The sequence below is a fragment of the Thermanaerovibrio acidaminovorans DSM 6589 genome, assembly GCF_000024905.1.
Taxonomy (GTDB): domain Bacteria; phylum Synergistota; class Synergistia; order Synergistales; family Synergistaceae; genus Thermanaerovibrio; species Thermanaerovibrio acidaminovorans.
On sequence record NC_013522.1, the window covers coordinates 1 to 14,053 of the forward strand.

General features: G+C 62.9%; 11 protein-coding genes. All 11 read left to right on the forward strand.

The window, feature by feature from the left end:
* Positions 1 to 120 precede the first annotated feature (120 nt).
* Positions 121 to 1,440 carry a chromosomal replication initiator protein DnaA gene (dnaA, locus tag TACI_RS00005; RefSeq protein ID WP_164925053.1) on the forward strand — a complete coding sequence of 440 codons (1,320 nt, stop codon included), beginning with the start codon at positions 121 to 123 and terminating at the stop codon, positions 1,438 to 1,440.
* Between the two features lie 248 nt (positions 1,441 to 1,688).
* Positions 1,689 to 2,828: a DNA polymerase III subunit beta gene (dnaN, locus tag TACI_RS00010; RefSeq protein ID WP_012868759.1), complete on the forward strand. Its 1,140-nt coding sequence runs from the start codon at positions 1,689 to 1,691 to the stop codon at positions 2,826 to 2,828.
* Positions 2,818 to 3,882 carry a DNA replication/repair protein RecF gene (gene recF / locus TACI_RS00015; RefSeq protein WP_012868760.1) on the forward strand — a complete coding sequence of 355 codons (1,065 nt, stop codon included), beginning with the start codon at positions 2,818 to 2,820 and terminating at the stop codon, positions 3,880 to 3,882. Before dnaN ends, recF begins: the two co-directional genes overlap by 11 nt.
* 6 nt (positions 3,883 to 3,888) lie before the next feature.
* Positions 3,889 to 5,757, forward strand: coding sequence for a tRNA uridine-5-carboxymethylaminomethyl(34) synthesis enzyme MnmG (gene mnmG / locus TACI_RS00020; protein WP_012868761.1), 1,869 nt, complete (start codon positions 3,889 to 3,891; stop codon positions 5,755 to 5,757).
* Positions 5,754 to 6,203: a DciA family protein gene (locus TACI_RS00025; protein WP_012868762.1), complete on the forward strand. Its 450-nt coding sequence runs from the start codon at positions 5,754 to 5,756 to the stop codon at positions 6,201 to 6,203. Before mnmG ends, TACI_RS00025 begins: the two co-directional genes overlap by 4 nt.
* Before the next feature lie 612 nt (positions 6,204 to 6,815).
* Positions 6,816 to 7,892, forward strand: a complete 1,077-nt coding sequence (locus tag TACI_RS00030) for an NAD(P)H-dependent flavin oxidoreductase (protein WP_164925054.1) — start codon at positions 6,816 to 6,818, stop codon at positions 7,890 to 7,892.
* A 76-nt stretch (positions 7,893 to 7,968) separates the two neighbouring features.
* The gene (locus tag TACI_RS00035; RefSeq protein ID WP_012868764.1) at positions 7,969 to 8,361 is read left to right on the forward strand and encodes a class II SORL domain-containing protein; all 393 of its coding nucleotides are present in this window, start codon (positions 7,969 to 7,971) and stop codon (positions 8,359 to 8,361) included.
* Between the two features lie 282 nt (positions 8,362 to 8,643).
* Positions 8,644 to 10,278: an ABC transporter substrate-binding protein gene (locus TACI_RS00040; protein ID WP_012868765.1), complete on the forward strand. Its 1,635-nt coding sequence runs from the start codon at positions 8,644 to 8,646 to the stop codon at positions 10,276 to 10,278.
* 216 nt (positions 10,279 to 10,494) lie between these two features.
* The gene (locus tag TACI_RS00045; RefSeq protein WP_012868766.1) at positions 10,495 to 12,129 is read left to right on the forward strand and encodes an ABC transporter substrate-binding protein; all 1,635 of its coding nucleotides are present in this window, start codon (positions 10,495 to 10,497) and stop codon (positions 12,127 to 12,129) included.
* A gap of 60 nt (positions 12,130 to 12,189) precedes the next feature.
* On the forward strand, positions 12,190 to 13,116 hold the full coding sequence (locus TACI_RS00050; RefSeq protein WP_012868767.1) for an ABC transporter permease: 927 nt from the start codon (positions 12,190 to 12,192) through the stop codon (positions 13,114 to 13,116).
* Between the two features lie 12 nt (positions 13,117 to 13,128).
* Positions 13,129 to 14,052, forward strand: coding sequence for an ABC transporter permease (locus TACI_RS00055; RefSeq protein ID WP_012868768.1), 924 nt, complete (start codon positions 13,129 to 13,131; stop codon positions 14,050 to 14,052).
* The last annotated feature ends 1 nt before the right edge of the window (position 14,053 follow it).

Below are 14,053 nucleotides of genomic sequence, written 5' to 3' on the forward strand. Positions count from 1 at the left end.
TAAATTCGTGGTACAATGGTCTCCCCCGGTGGAAACCGGATCTTTAGGGGTTTTGCACCGGGATTTTATCCACATGGGACGTGTGGAGGAGCCGTGGTGGATAGCGGAGAGGTGAATCACTTGGAAGACCTGAAGGTCCTGTGGAACGAGATACTGGACAAGGGCAGGGACGTGCTTCCCCCCGGTGCGGCGGGCACGTGGCTCAAGACCTGCCTTCCCCTGGAGATATCCGGCGGGATGCTGGTGCTGGACGTCCCGAACGTGTTCATAAAGGAACAGATCCAGAGCCGGTTCCTCCTGCCCCTGAAGGAGCTGGTCAGGGCCCTGGGGGTTGCGGAGGACGTGGAGCTAAAGGTTGGCTCCGAGATAAGGCCCAACGAGCAGAAGAGGGCGGAAGCGGCGGCCATGCCCCTCCAGAGTCAGCGAGGGGGCCTCAACCCCAACTACGTGTTCGACAACTTCGTGGTGGGCAAGTCCAACCGGCTAGCCCACGCGGCGTCCCTGGCGGCGGCGGAGTCCCCCGGGGTGGCCTACAACCCGCTGTTCATATGGGGTGGGGTGGGGCTTGGCAAGACCCACCTGATGCACGCCATAGGCCATTACGTGTGCGACAACCAGCCGGGGGCCAAGGTGGTTTACGTGAGCTCCGAGAAGTTCACCAACGAGCTCATATCTGCCATCCAGAACAACAGGACCCAGGACTTCAAGGCCAAGTACCGGAGCGTGGACGTGCTCCTGATCGACGACATCCAGTTCTTGGCGGACAAGGAGAGCACCCAGGAGGAGTTCTTTCACACCTTCAACAGCCTCCACGATGCCAAGAAGCAGGTGGTCATAAGCTCCGACCGGCCCCCCAAGGACATCCAGCGGGTGGAGGAGCGGCTTGTATCCCGGTTCGAGTGGGGACTGGTTACGGACATACAGCCCCCGGATCTGGAGACCCGGGTGGCCATACTCCAGAAGAAGGCGGAGATGAGGGGCTACGAGGTGCCCGAGGACGTGATCTTCTTCCTGGCCCAGAACATCCCCAGCAACATAAGGGAGCTGGAGGGGGCCTTGAACCGGGTGGTGGCCTGCTCGGAGCTCAACGGGGAGGTCATATCGGTGGAGAACGCCGCCGAGTGGCTCAAGGACATAATCCGCAACGTGATGCGCGGACCGGTGAGCATAGACCTGATCCAGCACCTGGTGGCGGAGAGCTTCGGCATGCCGGTGGATGACCTGCTGTCCACAAAGAGGACGTCGGACCTGGCGCTGGCCAGGCAGGTGGCCATGTACCTGTGCAGGGAGCACACGGAGGCGAGCCTTCAGCAGATAGGCTACGCGTTCAACAAGAAGGATCACACCACGGTGCTACATGCCTGCAGGAAGATAGACGAGCTCCTGAAGACCGATCTTAGGGTCAAGAGCGTTGTGGATAACGTAAGGAAGAAGCTGTAGAAACGGCGGGCATCCACTGTGGACGATCCGGTGGATGAAACTCGAAGGGAACTATTCCACAGTCATCCTGTGGAAAATGTGGATAACTTGAGGAGATCTTCTCTACGATCCGTCCACATGCAAAATGTGGAAAAAACCGCTGATCGCAAGGGGTTCATCGGGTTATCCACACCGTCCACCGCACCTACTGCTACGGCTCCTAGGTTCTAAAAGAAGAAAAGAAGATATAGGGGAAGGGGAGGATAACGTTGAAGCTGAACATAGAGAAGGGGCCCTTCATAAGGGCATGGAACATGGCGGAGCGGTGCGCCGGGGCGTCATCGTCCGGTGCCTCCTCCAGCGTAATGATCCGGTCCTCCGCCGGCAGGGTGGAGCTCTTCGCCACGGACATGAAGACCAGCCTCAGGTGCCCGGTCCAGGGGGTCCAATCGGACCTGGACGGGGAAGCGCTGCTTCCCGTCAAGGTGCTGGGGGACCTCTTCAAGAAGTGCCCGGATCCCAGCTTCACCATAAACCTCGAGGAGGGCAGGGGGACCATGGTGTCCGGCCGGAGCCGCTACCGGTTCAGCACCTACGACGTCTCCGAGTTCCCCAAGTTCCCCTCCTCCGCCTCCGCAGCCCAGTTCGGCACCGTTAAGGCCCAGGACCTCAGGAACGCCATATCCGAGGGTGGCATAGCGGCCTCCACGTCGGACGAGTACCCCCAGTACCTGTCCTGCGTCTACCTGCAGGGGGACCAGGGGGCCCTGAGGATCGTCTCCACCGACTCCAGACGCCTGGCCTACTCCAAGTGCCCCATGGAGGGCTCCTCGTCGGAGAGCATGCTGCTTCCCATGAGGGCCATAAGGGAGTTGGACCGGATGCTGTCCGGCCTCCAGGAGGACGGGGATGTAAGGATCCTGTTGGACCAGGCCCAGGCCTACTTCATATCCGACGACTTCGAGTTCGCCATAAGGCGGGTGGACGGCAAGTTCCCCCAGTACGAGCGGATAATCCCCAAGTCCTGCACCACCTTCATGGAGGTCTCCCGGTCCCAGATGATCGGCGCCCTGGAGAGGCTGGACCTGGTGGTCCGGGACTTCAACAAGATGGTGGCGGTGAACCTCTCCCCCGGGGGCAGCTGCACCCTGAGGAGCCGCTCCCCCGAGTTCGGGGACGCGGTGGAGGAGGTGGAGGGCGCCATCGAGGGCGAGCCCTTGAGGATAGCCTTCAACGTTAAGTTCCTCCTGGACGGGGTCAAGGGGCTCCAGGACAGCCTGGTCAGGCTTGAGTTCAACGGCCCCGGAGGCCACTTGTGCATCAAGCGCATAGGCTCCGACAGCTACCTTTACCTCCTGGCGCCGCTCGCCATGGACGAGTCGGAGCTGCCGGGGGACGATGCACTTTAGGTCAATCAAGCTATATAGGTACAGGAACCTGGAGGACCAGGCGGTTAACCTGTCGCCTGGCCTCAACCTTTTCTTCGGCCCCAACGGGGCGGGGAAGACCAACCTCCTGGAGGCCTTCTGCGCCGCCTCCGGCTGGGGGGGCTTCGGCAGGCCCTCCATGATCCCCCGTCGGGGTGACGGCTCCCCTTCCCCTATGTCCGCCGCGGTGGCCCAGGCCTCCGGGGAGGAGGAGATCACCTGCGCCTTCCAGTTCAACCGGCGTCCGCTGCTCAAGATCGACGGATCCGCGGTGACCGGATCGGAGCTGAGGCGCAGGATGCCGGTGCTGGCCTTCCTGCCGGACAGCGCCGCCCTGGTGGACGGGCCGCCGTCAATGAGGCGGCGCCTTTTGGACATGGTCTGCGTCCTGTGCGTCCCCGGCTACGGGGAGGCGCTGACCCGCTACCGGCGGGCTGTGAGGCAACGGATGGCGTCCCTCCGGTGCGGCCGGTGGGAGGAGATGACCTTGAGGGTCATGGCCCGGGAGGCGGTGGAGATATGGAGGGCCCGGTCCGTTGTGGCCCCCAGGCTCTGCCAGCTGTCCCAGGCCTTCGCCTCCCGCCTTGGGATCCACCTGGAGGCCTCCTACGTGGGGCAACACGAGTCCCTGGACCGGTTGGAGCCGGGGCGGTTCCTGGAGGCCGCCCGGTCCATCAAGGGGGAGGAGATGACCCACCGGCGCCCCCGGTTCGGTCCCCACAGGGACGATGTGGTGCTGACATCCGGTGGGCACGCGGCGGGGCTTGCCCTCAGCCGGGGGCAGAGGAGGCGGGCCTTCGCCGCCCTGGTGATGGCCTCCGCCCAGGTGGTTTACAAGGCCCTGCGCAGGGGGCCGGTGCTGGTGATGGACGAGGTCTTCGCCGAGGTGGACCGGGAGGGCCGGACCCTCATGGCCCGGGGGCTTGTGGAGCTGGGGGTACAGGTTCTGGCCTCAACCGCGGACCTGCCGGAGGCGCCAGATGGGGCGTCCCTATACCGGGTCAGGTCCGGGGTGGTTACGCCCGTTGGGGGGTGATCTGTCTTGAATCGTGGGGATGACTTCTACCCGGTTGTGGTGGTGGGGGGCGGCCATGCGGGGTGCGAGGCGGCCCTGGCTTCCGCCCGGATGGGGGTGCGCACCCTGCTGCTCAACATGAACCTGGAGAACACCGCCCTTATGGCCTGCAACCCCTCCATAGGGGGCCCCGCCAAGGGGCACCTAACCCGGGAGGTGGACGCCATGGGGGGCTTTCAGGCCAAGGCGGCGGACCGATCCGCCCTGCACGTCAGGTGGCTTAACACCTCCAAGGGGCCCGCAGTGAGGACCCTTCGGATCCAGTGCGACATGTGGGAGTTTCACAGGGCCTACCGGCTCCAGGTGGAGTCCCAGCCCAACCTCCACGTCCTCCAGGCGGAGGCGGTGGACCTATGGGTGGAGGATCGCCGGATAAGGGGGGTCAGGACCTCCCTTGGGCAGGTGGTGGAGTGCCTTGCGGTGATCCTCTCTCCTGGCACCTACAGCGGAGCTAGGGTGTACATAGGTCTGGATCGATTCCAGGCGGGGCCCATGGGGAACCTGGGGTCCTATCGTCTTGCGGAGTCGTTGATGTCCCTGGGGCTCAAGCTGGGCAGGCTCAAGACCGGGACCCCTCCCAGGCTCCACCGGGACTCCATAGACTGGGATTCGATACCGCACCAGGAGGGGGAGGAGGAGCCCTGCGCCATGAGCGTCTTCTCCGAGCCCCGGGTGGTGTCCGGCTTCTTCTGCGGTTGCACCAGGACCAACCTGGAGACCCACCGGATCATAATCGAGGCCCTGGACCGGAGCCCCCTCTACACTGGGCTCATAGAGGGAGTTGGGCCCAGGTACTGTCCGTCCATCGAGGACAAGGTGGTCCGTTTCCCCCACCGGGACTCCCATCCGGTCTTCCTGGAGCCGGTGGGCAAGGATTCCAACGAGGTCTACGTCCAGAACTTCTCCACGTCGTTGCCCTACGACGTTCAGGTCCGGATGGTTAGGACCCTGCCGGGATGCGAGGGGGCCAGGATACTTAAGCCCGGTTACGCCATAGAGTACTGGTACTCGGATCCAAGGCAGCTGGAGCCCTGGCTGGAGGTGAAGGGCCTTGCGGGGCTCTTCATGGCGGGGCAGGTGAACGGCACCTCCGGCTACGAGGAGGCGGCCTCCCAGGGTCTGGTGGCGGGGGTGAACGGGGCCCTGAGGGCCATGGGGGTCAACGAACCCTTCGTGCTGGGCCGTCACGAGGCCTACGTGGGGGTCCTGATCGACGATCTGGTGACCAAGGGGACCGACGAGCCCTACCGGATGCTCACCAGCCGCTGTGAGCACCGGCTGAGGCTTAGGCACGACAATGCGGACCGGAGGCTGTCCTTCAGGGCCCGGGAGCTGGGGCTCCTGGACGACCTTAGCTGGGGCGTGGTGATGTCCCGGATGGAGGACCAGAGGAAGCTCCGGGAGGCGCTAGAAGGGGCGGTGCTGAAGCCGGACTTCGTGAACCCCAGGCTGAGGGAGCTGGGTTCCTCGCCGGTGGAAGAGCCCGTTAGGGCCCTGGAGCTCCTTAGAAGGCCGGAGGTGACCTGGGAGACGTTGAGGGATCTCACCCGCATCGGGGGCCCGTCTGAGTCGTGGCGGTCCGTGGAGGTGGAGGAGAAGTACCGGGGCTACGTGGCCCGGGAGGACCGGCGGGTGGAGCGGATGAGCCGGATGGACCAGGTGAGGATCCCGGAGGGATTCGACTTCGGGTCCGTGAGGGGGCTTCTAAGGGAGAGCCTGGAGAAGCTGAACCGGGTTCGGCCCAGGACGCTGGGCCAGGCGAGCCGCATATCCGGCGTGACGCCCGCGGACGTGGAGCTCATCTGGATGCACCTCGAGGGGGGTGATGGCCCTTGAGGTCCTTCAGGGAGGTCATATCCGAGGCCCGGGGTGAGGTGAGGATAGGCCTTGGGCTGGCGCACCTGAAGCGAATGTGGCGGGGTCTTGTGGGGGAGGAGCTGGGGTCCAGGAGCAGGCCCGCGTCGTTCGAGCGGGGCTGTCTTCTGGTGGTCTGTTCCAGCTCCTCCGCCCGGATGAAGATGATGATGTGCAAGAAGGGGGTCCTGGTGGCCTTGAGGCGCTTGGGGCTTCCGGTGGAGGACATAAGGGCGGTGGTCGGGGGCGGCGGATTCGAGCGTCCCCTGGAGGTTAAGGTGTCGTCTCCGAGGCCCAAGGCTAGGCCCCGGCCCCAGGTGGACCCGGAGGCGCTGGAGAGGGCCCGGGAGCGCCTTGCGGGCCTTGTGAGCGACCCGGAGATACTGACCGCCCTTGCCAGGCTCATGGCCCTCCGGGGGGAGGGGTAGGCATTAGGCGTCGGGGTCTATGGATTGGGGCATCCCACCGGGACCCTTCAAGTCCCTTTTGCGCTTCCCATGCGGGCAGGTTAATAACCTACAAAGCTACTGCGGTGACAATCTGCAGCGCCGTCGGATGGCCCCAAAGGTCTTCACCGCCATCTCTCCCATCCCTAACACCCCTTTCGGACACCCCACCAGGATGTCTTATTTGTGGCTTGCATAATCGGTCCGTGACCTTTTGGAGCTAAGGTGGGGCCCCATGGCCCTGGAGATCGATATACTGCAGGAGCTGATGAATCCCTATCGCCCTTTCGATGTGAAGACGTCCAGCGGCTGAAGGGGACGGTTCCGGAGGAATCGGAACGGAGGATTTGCCAGGTGCTGTGGTGGTGGGGAGGTGCAGGATCCTCTTCCGGCCCAGTCTTGTCGAGTTTCGCCGCTGGTTAAAAGGCGATCCACAGAAGCGCGGGGGGAACCCCCTTTTCCCATCGGGAAAACCGGCTGTCGCCCTTTAGAGCTGATGCTGCTTTAGGGGCAAATCCCGGCGCCGCGGCCGGTGTTCAAATATTATATAATATCTAGATCCGCTGGGCGGAGACATATGATAGCGAAGGGGTCATGAGGTTGAAGCTACCGGAACTCAAGATAGGAAAGCACAGTCCCAGGTATCCTCTGGTTCAGGGCGGCATGGGGGTCATGATATCCGGCCCCAGGCTGGCGGGGGCCGTGGCGGCCTGCGGCGGGGTGGGCACCATAGCCAGCGTGGGGCTTGCGTGCGCATCCCCCCACTTCGACGGGAGGAACTACTTCGAGGCCAACCAGCTGGCCATGGCGGACGCCCTCAGGGAGGCCAGGGCCATTGCCCCGGAGGGGGTCATAGCGGTGAACTGCATGTGTGCCCTCACCGACTACGACACCCAGGTCCGGTCCGCCTGCGAGGCCGGGGCGGACGTGATCGTCTCCGGCGCGGGGCTGCCCCTCAATCTCCCGGAGCTCACCCGGGATTTCCCGGACGTGGCGCTGGTTCCCATTGTCAGCTCCCTCAAGGCGGCGGAGCTGATCGTCCGCCGGTGGGAGAAGCAGCACGGCCGCCAGCCCGACGGGTTCGTGGTGGAGACCCCCCTTCACGCCGGGGGTCACCTGGGGGCCACCAAGATGGAGCACGTTACGGACCCGGAGTTTTCCCTGGAGACGGTGGTGCCCCAGCTGGTCCGGTACGTGGAGGACGTCTTGAAGAGCCCGATCCCGGTCATAGCCGCCGGGGGGATCTTCGACAGGTCCGACATGGAGCGGGCCTTCGCCCTGGGGGCCAAGGGGGTCCAGATGGGGACCCGGTTTGCCTGTACCGAGGAGTGCGACGCGGACGTGCGCTTCAAGGAGGCCTACGTTAACGCCACCGCCGACGACGTGGTGGTCATCATGAGCCCCGTGGGCATACCCGGCAGGGCACTGAGGAACCCCTTCGTCCAGCGCTACCTGGAGGGCAAGGTGGAGAGCAAGCCCTGCATCGCCCGGTGTCTAAGCCACTGCACCTACATAAGGACCCGGGAGACCTTCTGCATAGCCCAGGCCCTGGTGGACGCCTACCGGGGCAACTGGGAGGAGGGGCTCTTCTTCTGCGGCGACAACGTGCACCGCTGCCAGAGGATCGAGCGGGTGAGGGACATCTTCGCCGAGCTCTTCCCCGGGGATTGACAGCCGGAGCTCAAGGGGCTTAAATATGCCCTAGGGGTTAAACTAAATTCTTTTTAGATTGAGGGAGGTAGGGGAGATGAAGATGGCGGATCTGATTCAGTCCGGCGACTGGAAGGGCGAGAAGCACGTACCGGTCATAGAGGTCAAGGGGCCGGTGAAGGCCGGGGAGCCCTTTGAGGTTCAGGTTTCGGTGGGCAAGGAGATACCCCATCCCAACACCACGGAGCACCACATCCGCTGGATCCAGCTGATCTTCAAGCCCGAGGGGGGCAAGTTCCCCTACGAGGTTGGCCGGGTGACCTTCGACGTCCACGGGGAGTCAACCGACGGGGCCAACCAGGGTCCTGCCCACACGGAGCCCTTCGGGGTCTTCAGGCTGAAGGTGGCCAAGGGGGGCACCCTCACCGCCCTCTCCTACTGTAACATCCACGGCCTCTGGGAGAGCTCGGTGGACCTGGCGGCGGAGTAGCGCCTTATACCGTTCCCATATCGATCGCCAAACCGGGGCGGGGGAGATCCCCCGCCCCGGTCCTTTTTGCCGGTGATCCCCCGGTTGGTCACCGCGATTTGCTGTATGTCCCGTTAAATATATATGACAAAGGTCCCCTTTGATGCTATGGACATTTAATCTTTTCCGTCGTATAGTTTGGAAAATACGGAAAACCTGTGGGGGTGATAGCTGTTTAGTTGATATTTTAGGCTCAATTGTTTCGTTATCGCTGGTAATGCATCTGAGGGGAGGTAACTATGTATGCGAAAAAAGGCGGTCCTGCTCCTGTTGGCACTGGGCGTCATGTCCCTTATGTCCCTTCCGGCCCTGGCGGCGGATAAGCCGGTCTACGGGGGAACCCTGGTCTACCGGGAAGCGTCGGATCCCCCCAAGATAGACCCGGCGTTCACCACTGACACCACCTCCGATCGGGCGTCCAACCTGATATTCGAGACGTTGGTGATCAACTCCCCGGACGGCAAGAGGATCCTTCCCTGCCTTGCGGAGTCCTGGACCATAAACAAGGACTCCACGGTGTTCACCTTCAAGCTCCGCAAGGGGGTCAAGTTCCACAGCGTGAGCGAGGGGAAGCCAACGCTGAACAAGGGCCGGGAGGTGAAGGCGGAGGACGTGAAGTACTCCTTCGAGCGTCTGGTCCGTCTCAAGAGCCCCCGGGCCTACTTCGTGGAGCAGATAAAGGGCTACAAGGAGTTCACCGAGGGTAAGGCCAAGGAGTGGACCGGGATAAAGGTTCTGGACCCCTACACGGTGCAGTTCACCCTGGAGTACCCCTTCGCGCCGTTCCTTGCGGTGCTGGCGTACCACGCGTTCAGCGTGGTTCCCCGGGAGGACGCGGAGAAGTGGGGCAAGGACTTCTCGTTCCACCCGGTGGGCACCGGTCCGTTCGTGTTCAAGGAGTGGAAGCACGACCAGCGTTTCGTGGTGGAGCGGAACCCCCATTACTGGGGCAAGGATGCCCAGGGGAACAGGCTTCCCTACGTGGACAGGGTGGAGATCCGGATCGTCCCGGACAACTCGGTGGCGTGGCTGGAGTTCAAAAAGGGCAACATCGACATCCTGTCCGCCATCCCCAACGAGTACTACAAGGAGTGCAAGGGCCTCTACGGTCCCAAGAAGCTGTTCGTGGAGCGTCCCGGGGTGGGCACCTTCTACATCGGCATGAACACCTCCAAGCCCCCCTTCAAGGACAACGTGAAGCTCCGCCAGGCGCTGAACTGGGCCATCGACCGGCAGGCCATCTCGGACCTGATCCTGAGCGGCCGGAACAGGCCAGTTAAGGGGGTCCTGCCCCCCAGCATGCCGGGCTTCAACCCCAACCTGAAGGGCTACGGCTATGACCCCGCCAAGGCGAAGAAGCTCCTGGCGGAGGCGGGCTACCCCAAGGGGCTCACAGTGGAGTTCCAGTTCAACTCCGGGGGTAGCAACCGGCAGATAGCCGAGGCGGTCCAGGCCCAGCTATCCCAGATAGGGGTCAACGTGAAGCTGAAGGAGCTGGACTGGGGGGCGCACCTGGACATGTGCGACCGGGGTGAGACCCAGATGTACCGGATGACCTGGGTGGTGGACTACATGGACCCGGACAACTTCCTGTTCGTGAACCTCCACTCCTCCAATGCGGGCTCCAAGGGGAACTACTCCTTCTACAAGAACCCCAAGGTGGACCGGCTCCTGTCCGAGGCCCGGCGGGAGTCCAACTGGAACAAGCGGATGAAGCTCTACCAGGAGGCGGAGCAGCTGATCGTCAACGATGCCCCCTGGATCTTCATGATGGCCACCAGCAGCAGCATGGTGCACCAGCCCAACGTGAAGAACGTTGTCCTCCACGCCATGGGGGACTACATGACGGACCTCTCCAGGGTCTGGAAGGTCAAGTGAAGACCAGCCGGCGCCGGGGCGCTGTCCCCGGCGCCGTGAGCCATTGAGATCCGCCCCTTTGTTGGATCGACCCCATATTGTTATATGGACTTTTAATTAAGCCCGTTGTATAGTTTGAAAAGTCCAAAAGGGGGTGGTCCATGGGGATAGGATTCGGGGCAACCAGAGGGTTTCATCAGCTTAGCTAAGTCGAGATCTGAGGGGAGGTAGTAGTGTATGCGAAAAAAGGCGGTCCTGCTCCTGTTGGCACTGGGCGTCATGTCCCTTATGTCCCTTCCGGCCCTGGCGGCGGATAAGCCGGTCTACGGGGGAACCCTGGTCTACCGGGAGGCGTCGGATCCCCCCAAGATAGACCCGGCGTTCACCACCGACACCGCCTCCGACCGGGCATCCAACCTTATCTTCGAGACGCTGGTCTTCAACGATCCGGACGGCAAGAAGATCCTGCCGGGCCTTGCGGAGTCCTGGACCATAAACAAGGACTCCACGGTGTTCACCTTCAAGCTCCGCAAGGGTGTCAAGTTCCACAGCGTGAGCGAGGGCAAGCCCACGCTGAACAAGGGCCGGGAGGTGAAGGCGGAGGACGTGAAGTACTCCTTCGAGCGTCTGGTCCGTCTCAAGAGCCCCCGGGCCTACTTCGTGGAGCAGATAAAGGGCTACAAGGAGTTCACCGAGGGGAAGGCCAAGGAGTGGTCCGGGATAAAGGTTCTGGACCCCTACACGGTGCAGTTCACCCTTGAGTACCCCTTCGCCCCGTTCCTTGCGGTGCTGGCGTACCACGCGTTCAGCGTGGTTCCCCGGGAGGACGCGGAGAAGTGGGGCAAGGACTTCTCGTTCCACCCGGTGGGCACCGGTCCGTTCGTGTTCAAGGAGTGGAAGCACGACCAGCGTTTCGTGGTGGAGCGGAACCCCCATTACTGGGGCAAGGATGCCCAGGGGAACAGGCTTCCCTACGTGGACCGGGTGGAGCTTCGGGTTATCCCCGACCAGTCGGTGGCGTGGCTGGAGTTCAAAAAGGGCAACATCGATATCCTTACCGCCGTTCCCGACGAGGTCTACAAGGAGTGCGTGGCCACCTACGGTCCCAAGAAGCTGTTCGTGGAGCGTCCCTGGGTTGGGACCTACTACATCGGCATGAACACCTCCAAGCCCCCCTTCAAGGACAACGTGAAGCTCCGCCAGGCGCTGAACTGGGCCATCGACCGGCAGGCCATCAACCAGATGATCCTCAACGGTCGGCGCAAGGTCAACAAGGGGGTCCTGCCCCCCGGCATGCCGGGCTTCAACCCCAACCTGAAGGGCTACGGCTATGACCCCGCCAAGGCGAAGAAGCTCCTGGCGGAGGCGGGCTACCCCAACGGGCTGGACGTGGAGCTCCAGTTCAATGCCGGTGCGGGCCACAAGGCCATCTGCGAGGCGGTCCAGGCCCAGCTGTCCCAGATAGGGGTCAACGTGAAGCTGAAGGAGCTGGACTGGGGGGTTCACCTGGATACCTGCGATCGTGGTGAGACCCAGATGTTCCGCATGGGTTGGGTGGTGGACTACATGGACCCGGACAACTTCCTGTTCGTGAACCTCCACTCCTCCAACTTCGGCTCCAAGGGGAACTACTCCTTCTACAAGAACCCCAAGGTGGACCAGCTCCTGTCCGAGGCCAGGCGGGAGTCCAACTGGGGCAAGCGGATGAAGCTTTACCAGGAGGCGGAGCAGCTGATCGTCAACGACGCCCCCTGGATCTTCCTCTTCGCCTACACCACCAGCATGGTCCATCAGCCCAACGTGAAGAACGTGGTCCTACCTGCCATGGGAGACTATCAGATAGACCTGTCCAGGGTCTGGAAGACGAAGTAGACATGACCAAGGGGAGGGGGTAGATCCCCCTCTCCCCCTCATTGAATTGGAGGTGCGGCCTTGTTTCAGTACGTCCTTCGCAAGCTTCTGGTCTCCATACCGGTGGTGTGGGGAGTGGTGACCGTCATCTTCATCCTCATGGCGGTGGTCCCCGGCGATCCCGCCAGGATAATGATGGGTCAGCGGGGAGATCCGGAGACGCTGGCCCGGATAAGGGCTGACCTGGGACTGGACAAGCCCTTGACGGTCCAGTACGTGGACTTCCTGTCCAAGCTGGTAAGGGGTGACCTTGGCAAGTCCTATAGGACCAACGAGCCGGTCTCCAAGGCCATAGGGGAGAGGTTCGGGGTCACCATGAGGCTCGCCATATGGTGCATCGTCCTGGCCACCATAGTGGGTGTGGCGGCGGGGATAATGTCCGCGGTCAAACAGTACTCCATCTTCGACTACTCCGCCATGTTCATAGCCATAGCGGGGGTGAGCGCCCCGGTCTTCTGGTTCAGCCTGTTGCTCCTCCTGGTCTTCGCCTACGGTCTCCACTGGGTGCCCGGGGTGGGTTACGAGGATGGGTCGTTCAGGTACATGGTGTTGCCCATCATAGCCCTGGGGCTGAGGCCCGCAGCCATAATAGCCCGGCTCACCCGGTCGTGCATGCTGGAGGTCCTCAGCATGGACTACATAAGGACCGCCCGGGCCAAGGGGCTCTCGGAGCGGGCGGTGGTGTTAAAGCACGCCCTCAAGAACGCCATGATCCCGGTGGTCACCATCGTTGGGGCCGAGATGTCTGGGCTTTTGTCCGGGGCGGTGCTCACCGAGACGGTCTTCGCCCTGCCCGGGGTGGGGAGGCTGGCGGTGGAGGCCCTGGTGGCTCGGGACTTCCCCATGATAAGGGGCACCGTCATCGTCATAGCCCTCATCTTCCTGGTGGCCAACCTCTTGGTGGACCTCTCCTACGGGCTCTTCGATCCCAGGATACGCTACGAGTAGGGGGTTTTGGACATGAGCGTTAGCGAGAACGTGACTCCTAATGTATGCACCGCGGTGGTGGAGGAGCCGAAGCCCCGGAGCCTCTGGGCGGACGCGTGGCTCAGGTTCAAGCGCAACAAGCTGGCCATGGCGGGGCTCATCATGACCATCACGGTGATCCTGGCGGCGGTCTTCGCCCCGGTGATCGCCCCTTACGACCCGGTTAAGCAGCTCATCTGGACCGAGGGCATGTCCGCCCGGCTGGCGGCCCCCTCCGCCAAGCACATCATGGGCACCGACCTTTACGGCCGGGACATCTTCAGCCGGATCCTCTACGGGGCCAGGATATCCCTGCAGATAGGCATCTTCGCCACCGTGGTCTCCCTGCTGATAGGCATCCCCATGGGGGCCATAGCGGGCTACGTGGGGGGCAAGGTGGACGACTTCATATCCTGGGTGATGAACGTCATCTACGCCTTCCCGTTCCTGCTGTTCGTCCTGGCGGTGGTGGCGGTCTTCAAGGACCCGGGGCTCAGCACCGTGTACGTGGCCATAGGGCTCATAAGCTGGGTCTCCATCGCCCGGGTGCTGCGGGCCCAGTTCATGCAGCTTAGGGAGATGGAGTTCGTGGAGGCCGCCAAGGCCCTGGGGCTTCCATCCTGGCGGATCCTCTTCGTGCACATCCTGCCCTCCGCCATGGCGCCCGTCATCGTCCAGGCCACCATGGGCATGGGAGGCATCATCATGATCGAGGCGGGGCTGGCCTTCCTTGGCTTCGGCGCCCAACCCCCCACGCCTTCCTGGGGGCTCATGATATCCGAGGGGCAGCAGTACCTGGCGTCCGGAATTTGGTGGTGGTCCATCTTCCCGGGGCTGGCCATAATGTACACCGTTCTGGCCTTCAACTTCCTGGGGGACGGCCTTCGGGACGCCCTGGACGTGCGGATGAAGCGATAGG

Excerpts from the sequence above, each read along its gene's own strand:
- TACI_RS00055 (WP_012868768.1), top strand. The coding sequence starts at position 13,129 with ATGAGCGTTAGCGAGAACGTGACTCCTAATGTATGCACCGCGGTGGTG.
- recF (WP_012868760.1), top strand. The coding sequence starts at position 2,818 with ATGCACTTTAGGTCAATCAAGCTATATAGGTACAGGAACCTGGAGGAC.
- TACI_RS00040 (WP_012868765.1), top strand. The coding sequence starts at position 8,644 with ATGCGAAAAAAGGCGGTCCTGCTCCTGTTGGCACTGGGCGTCATGTCC.
- TACI_RS00030 (WP_164925054.1), top strand. The coding sequence starts at position 6,816 with ATGAGGTTGAAGCTACCGGAACTCAAGATAGGAAAGCACAGTCCCAGG.
- TACI_RS00045 (WP_012868766.1), top strand. The coding sequence starts at position 10,495 with ATGCGAAAAAAGGCGGTCCTGCTCCTGTTGGCACTGGGCGTCATGTCC.
- TACI_RS00035 (WP_012868764.1), top strand. The coding sequence starts at position 7,969 with ATGAAGATGGCGGATCTGATTCAGTCCGGCGACTGGAAGGGCGAGAAG.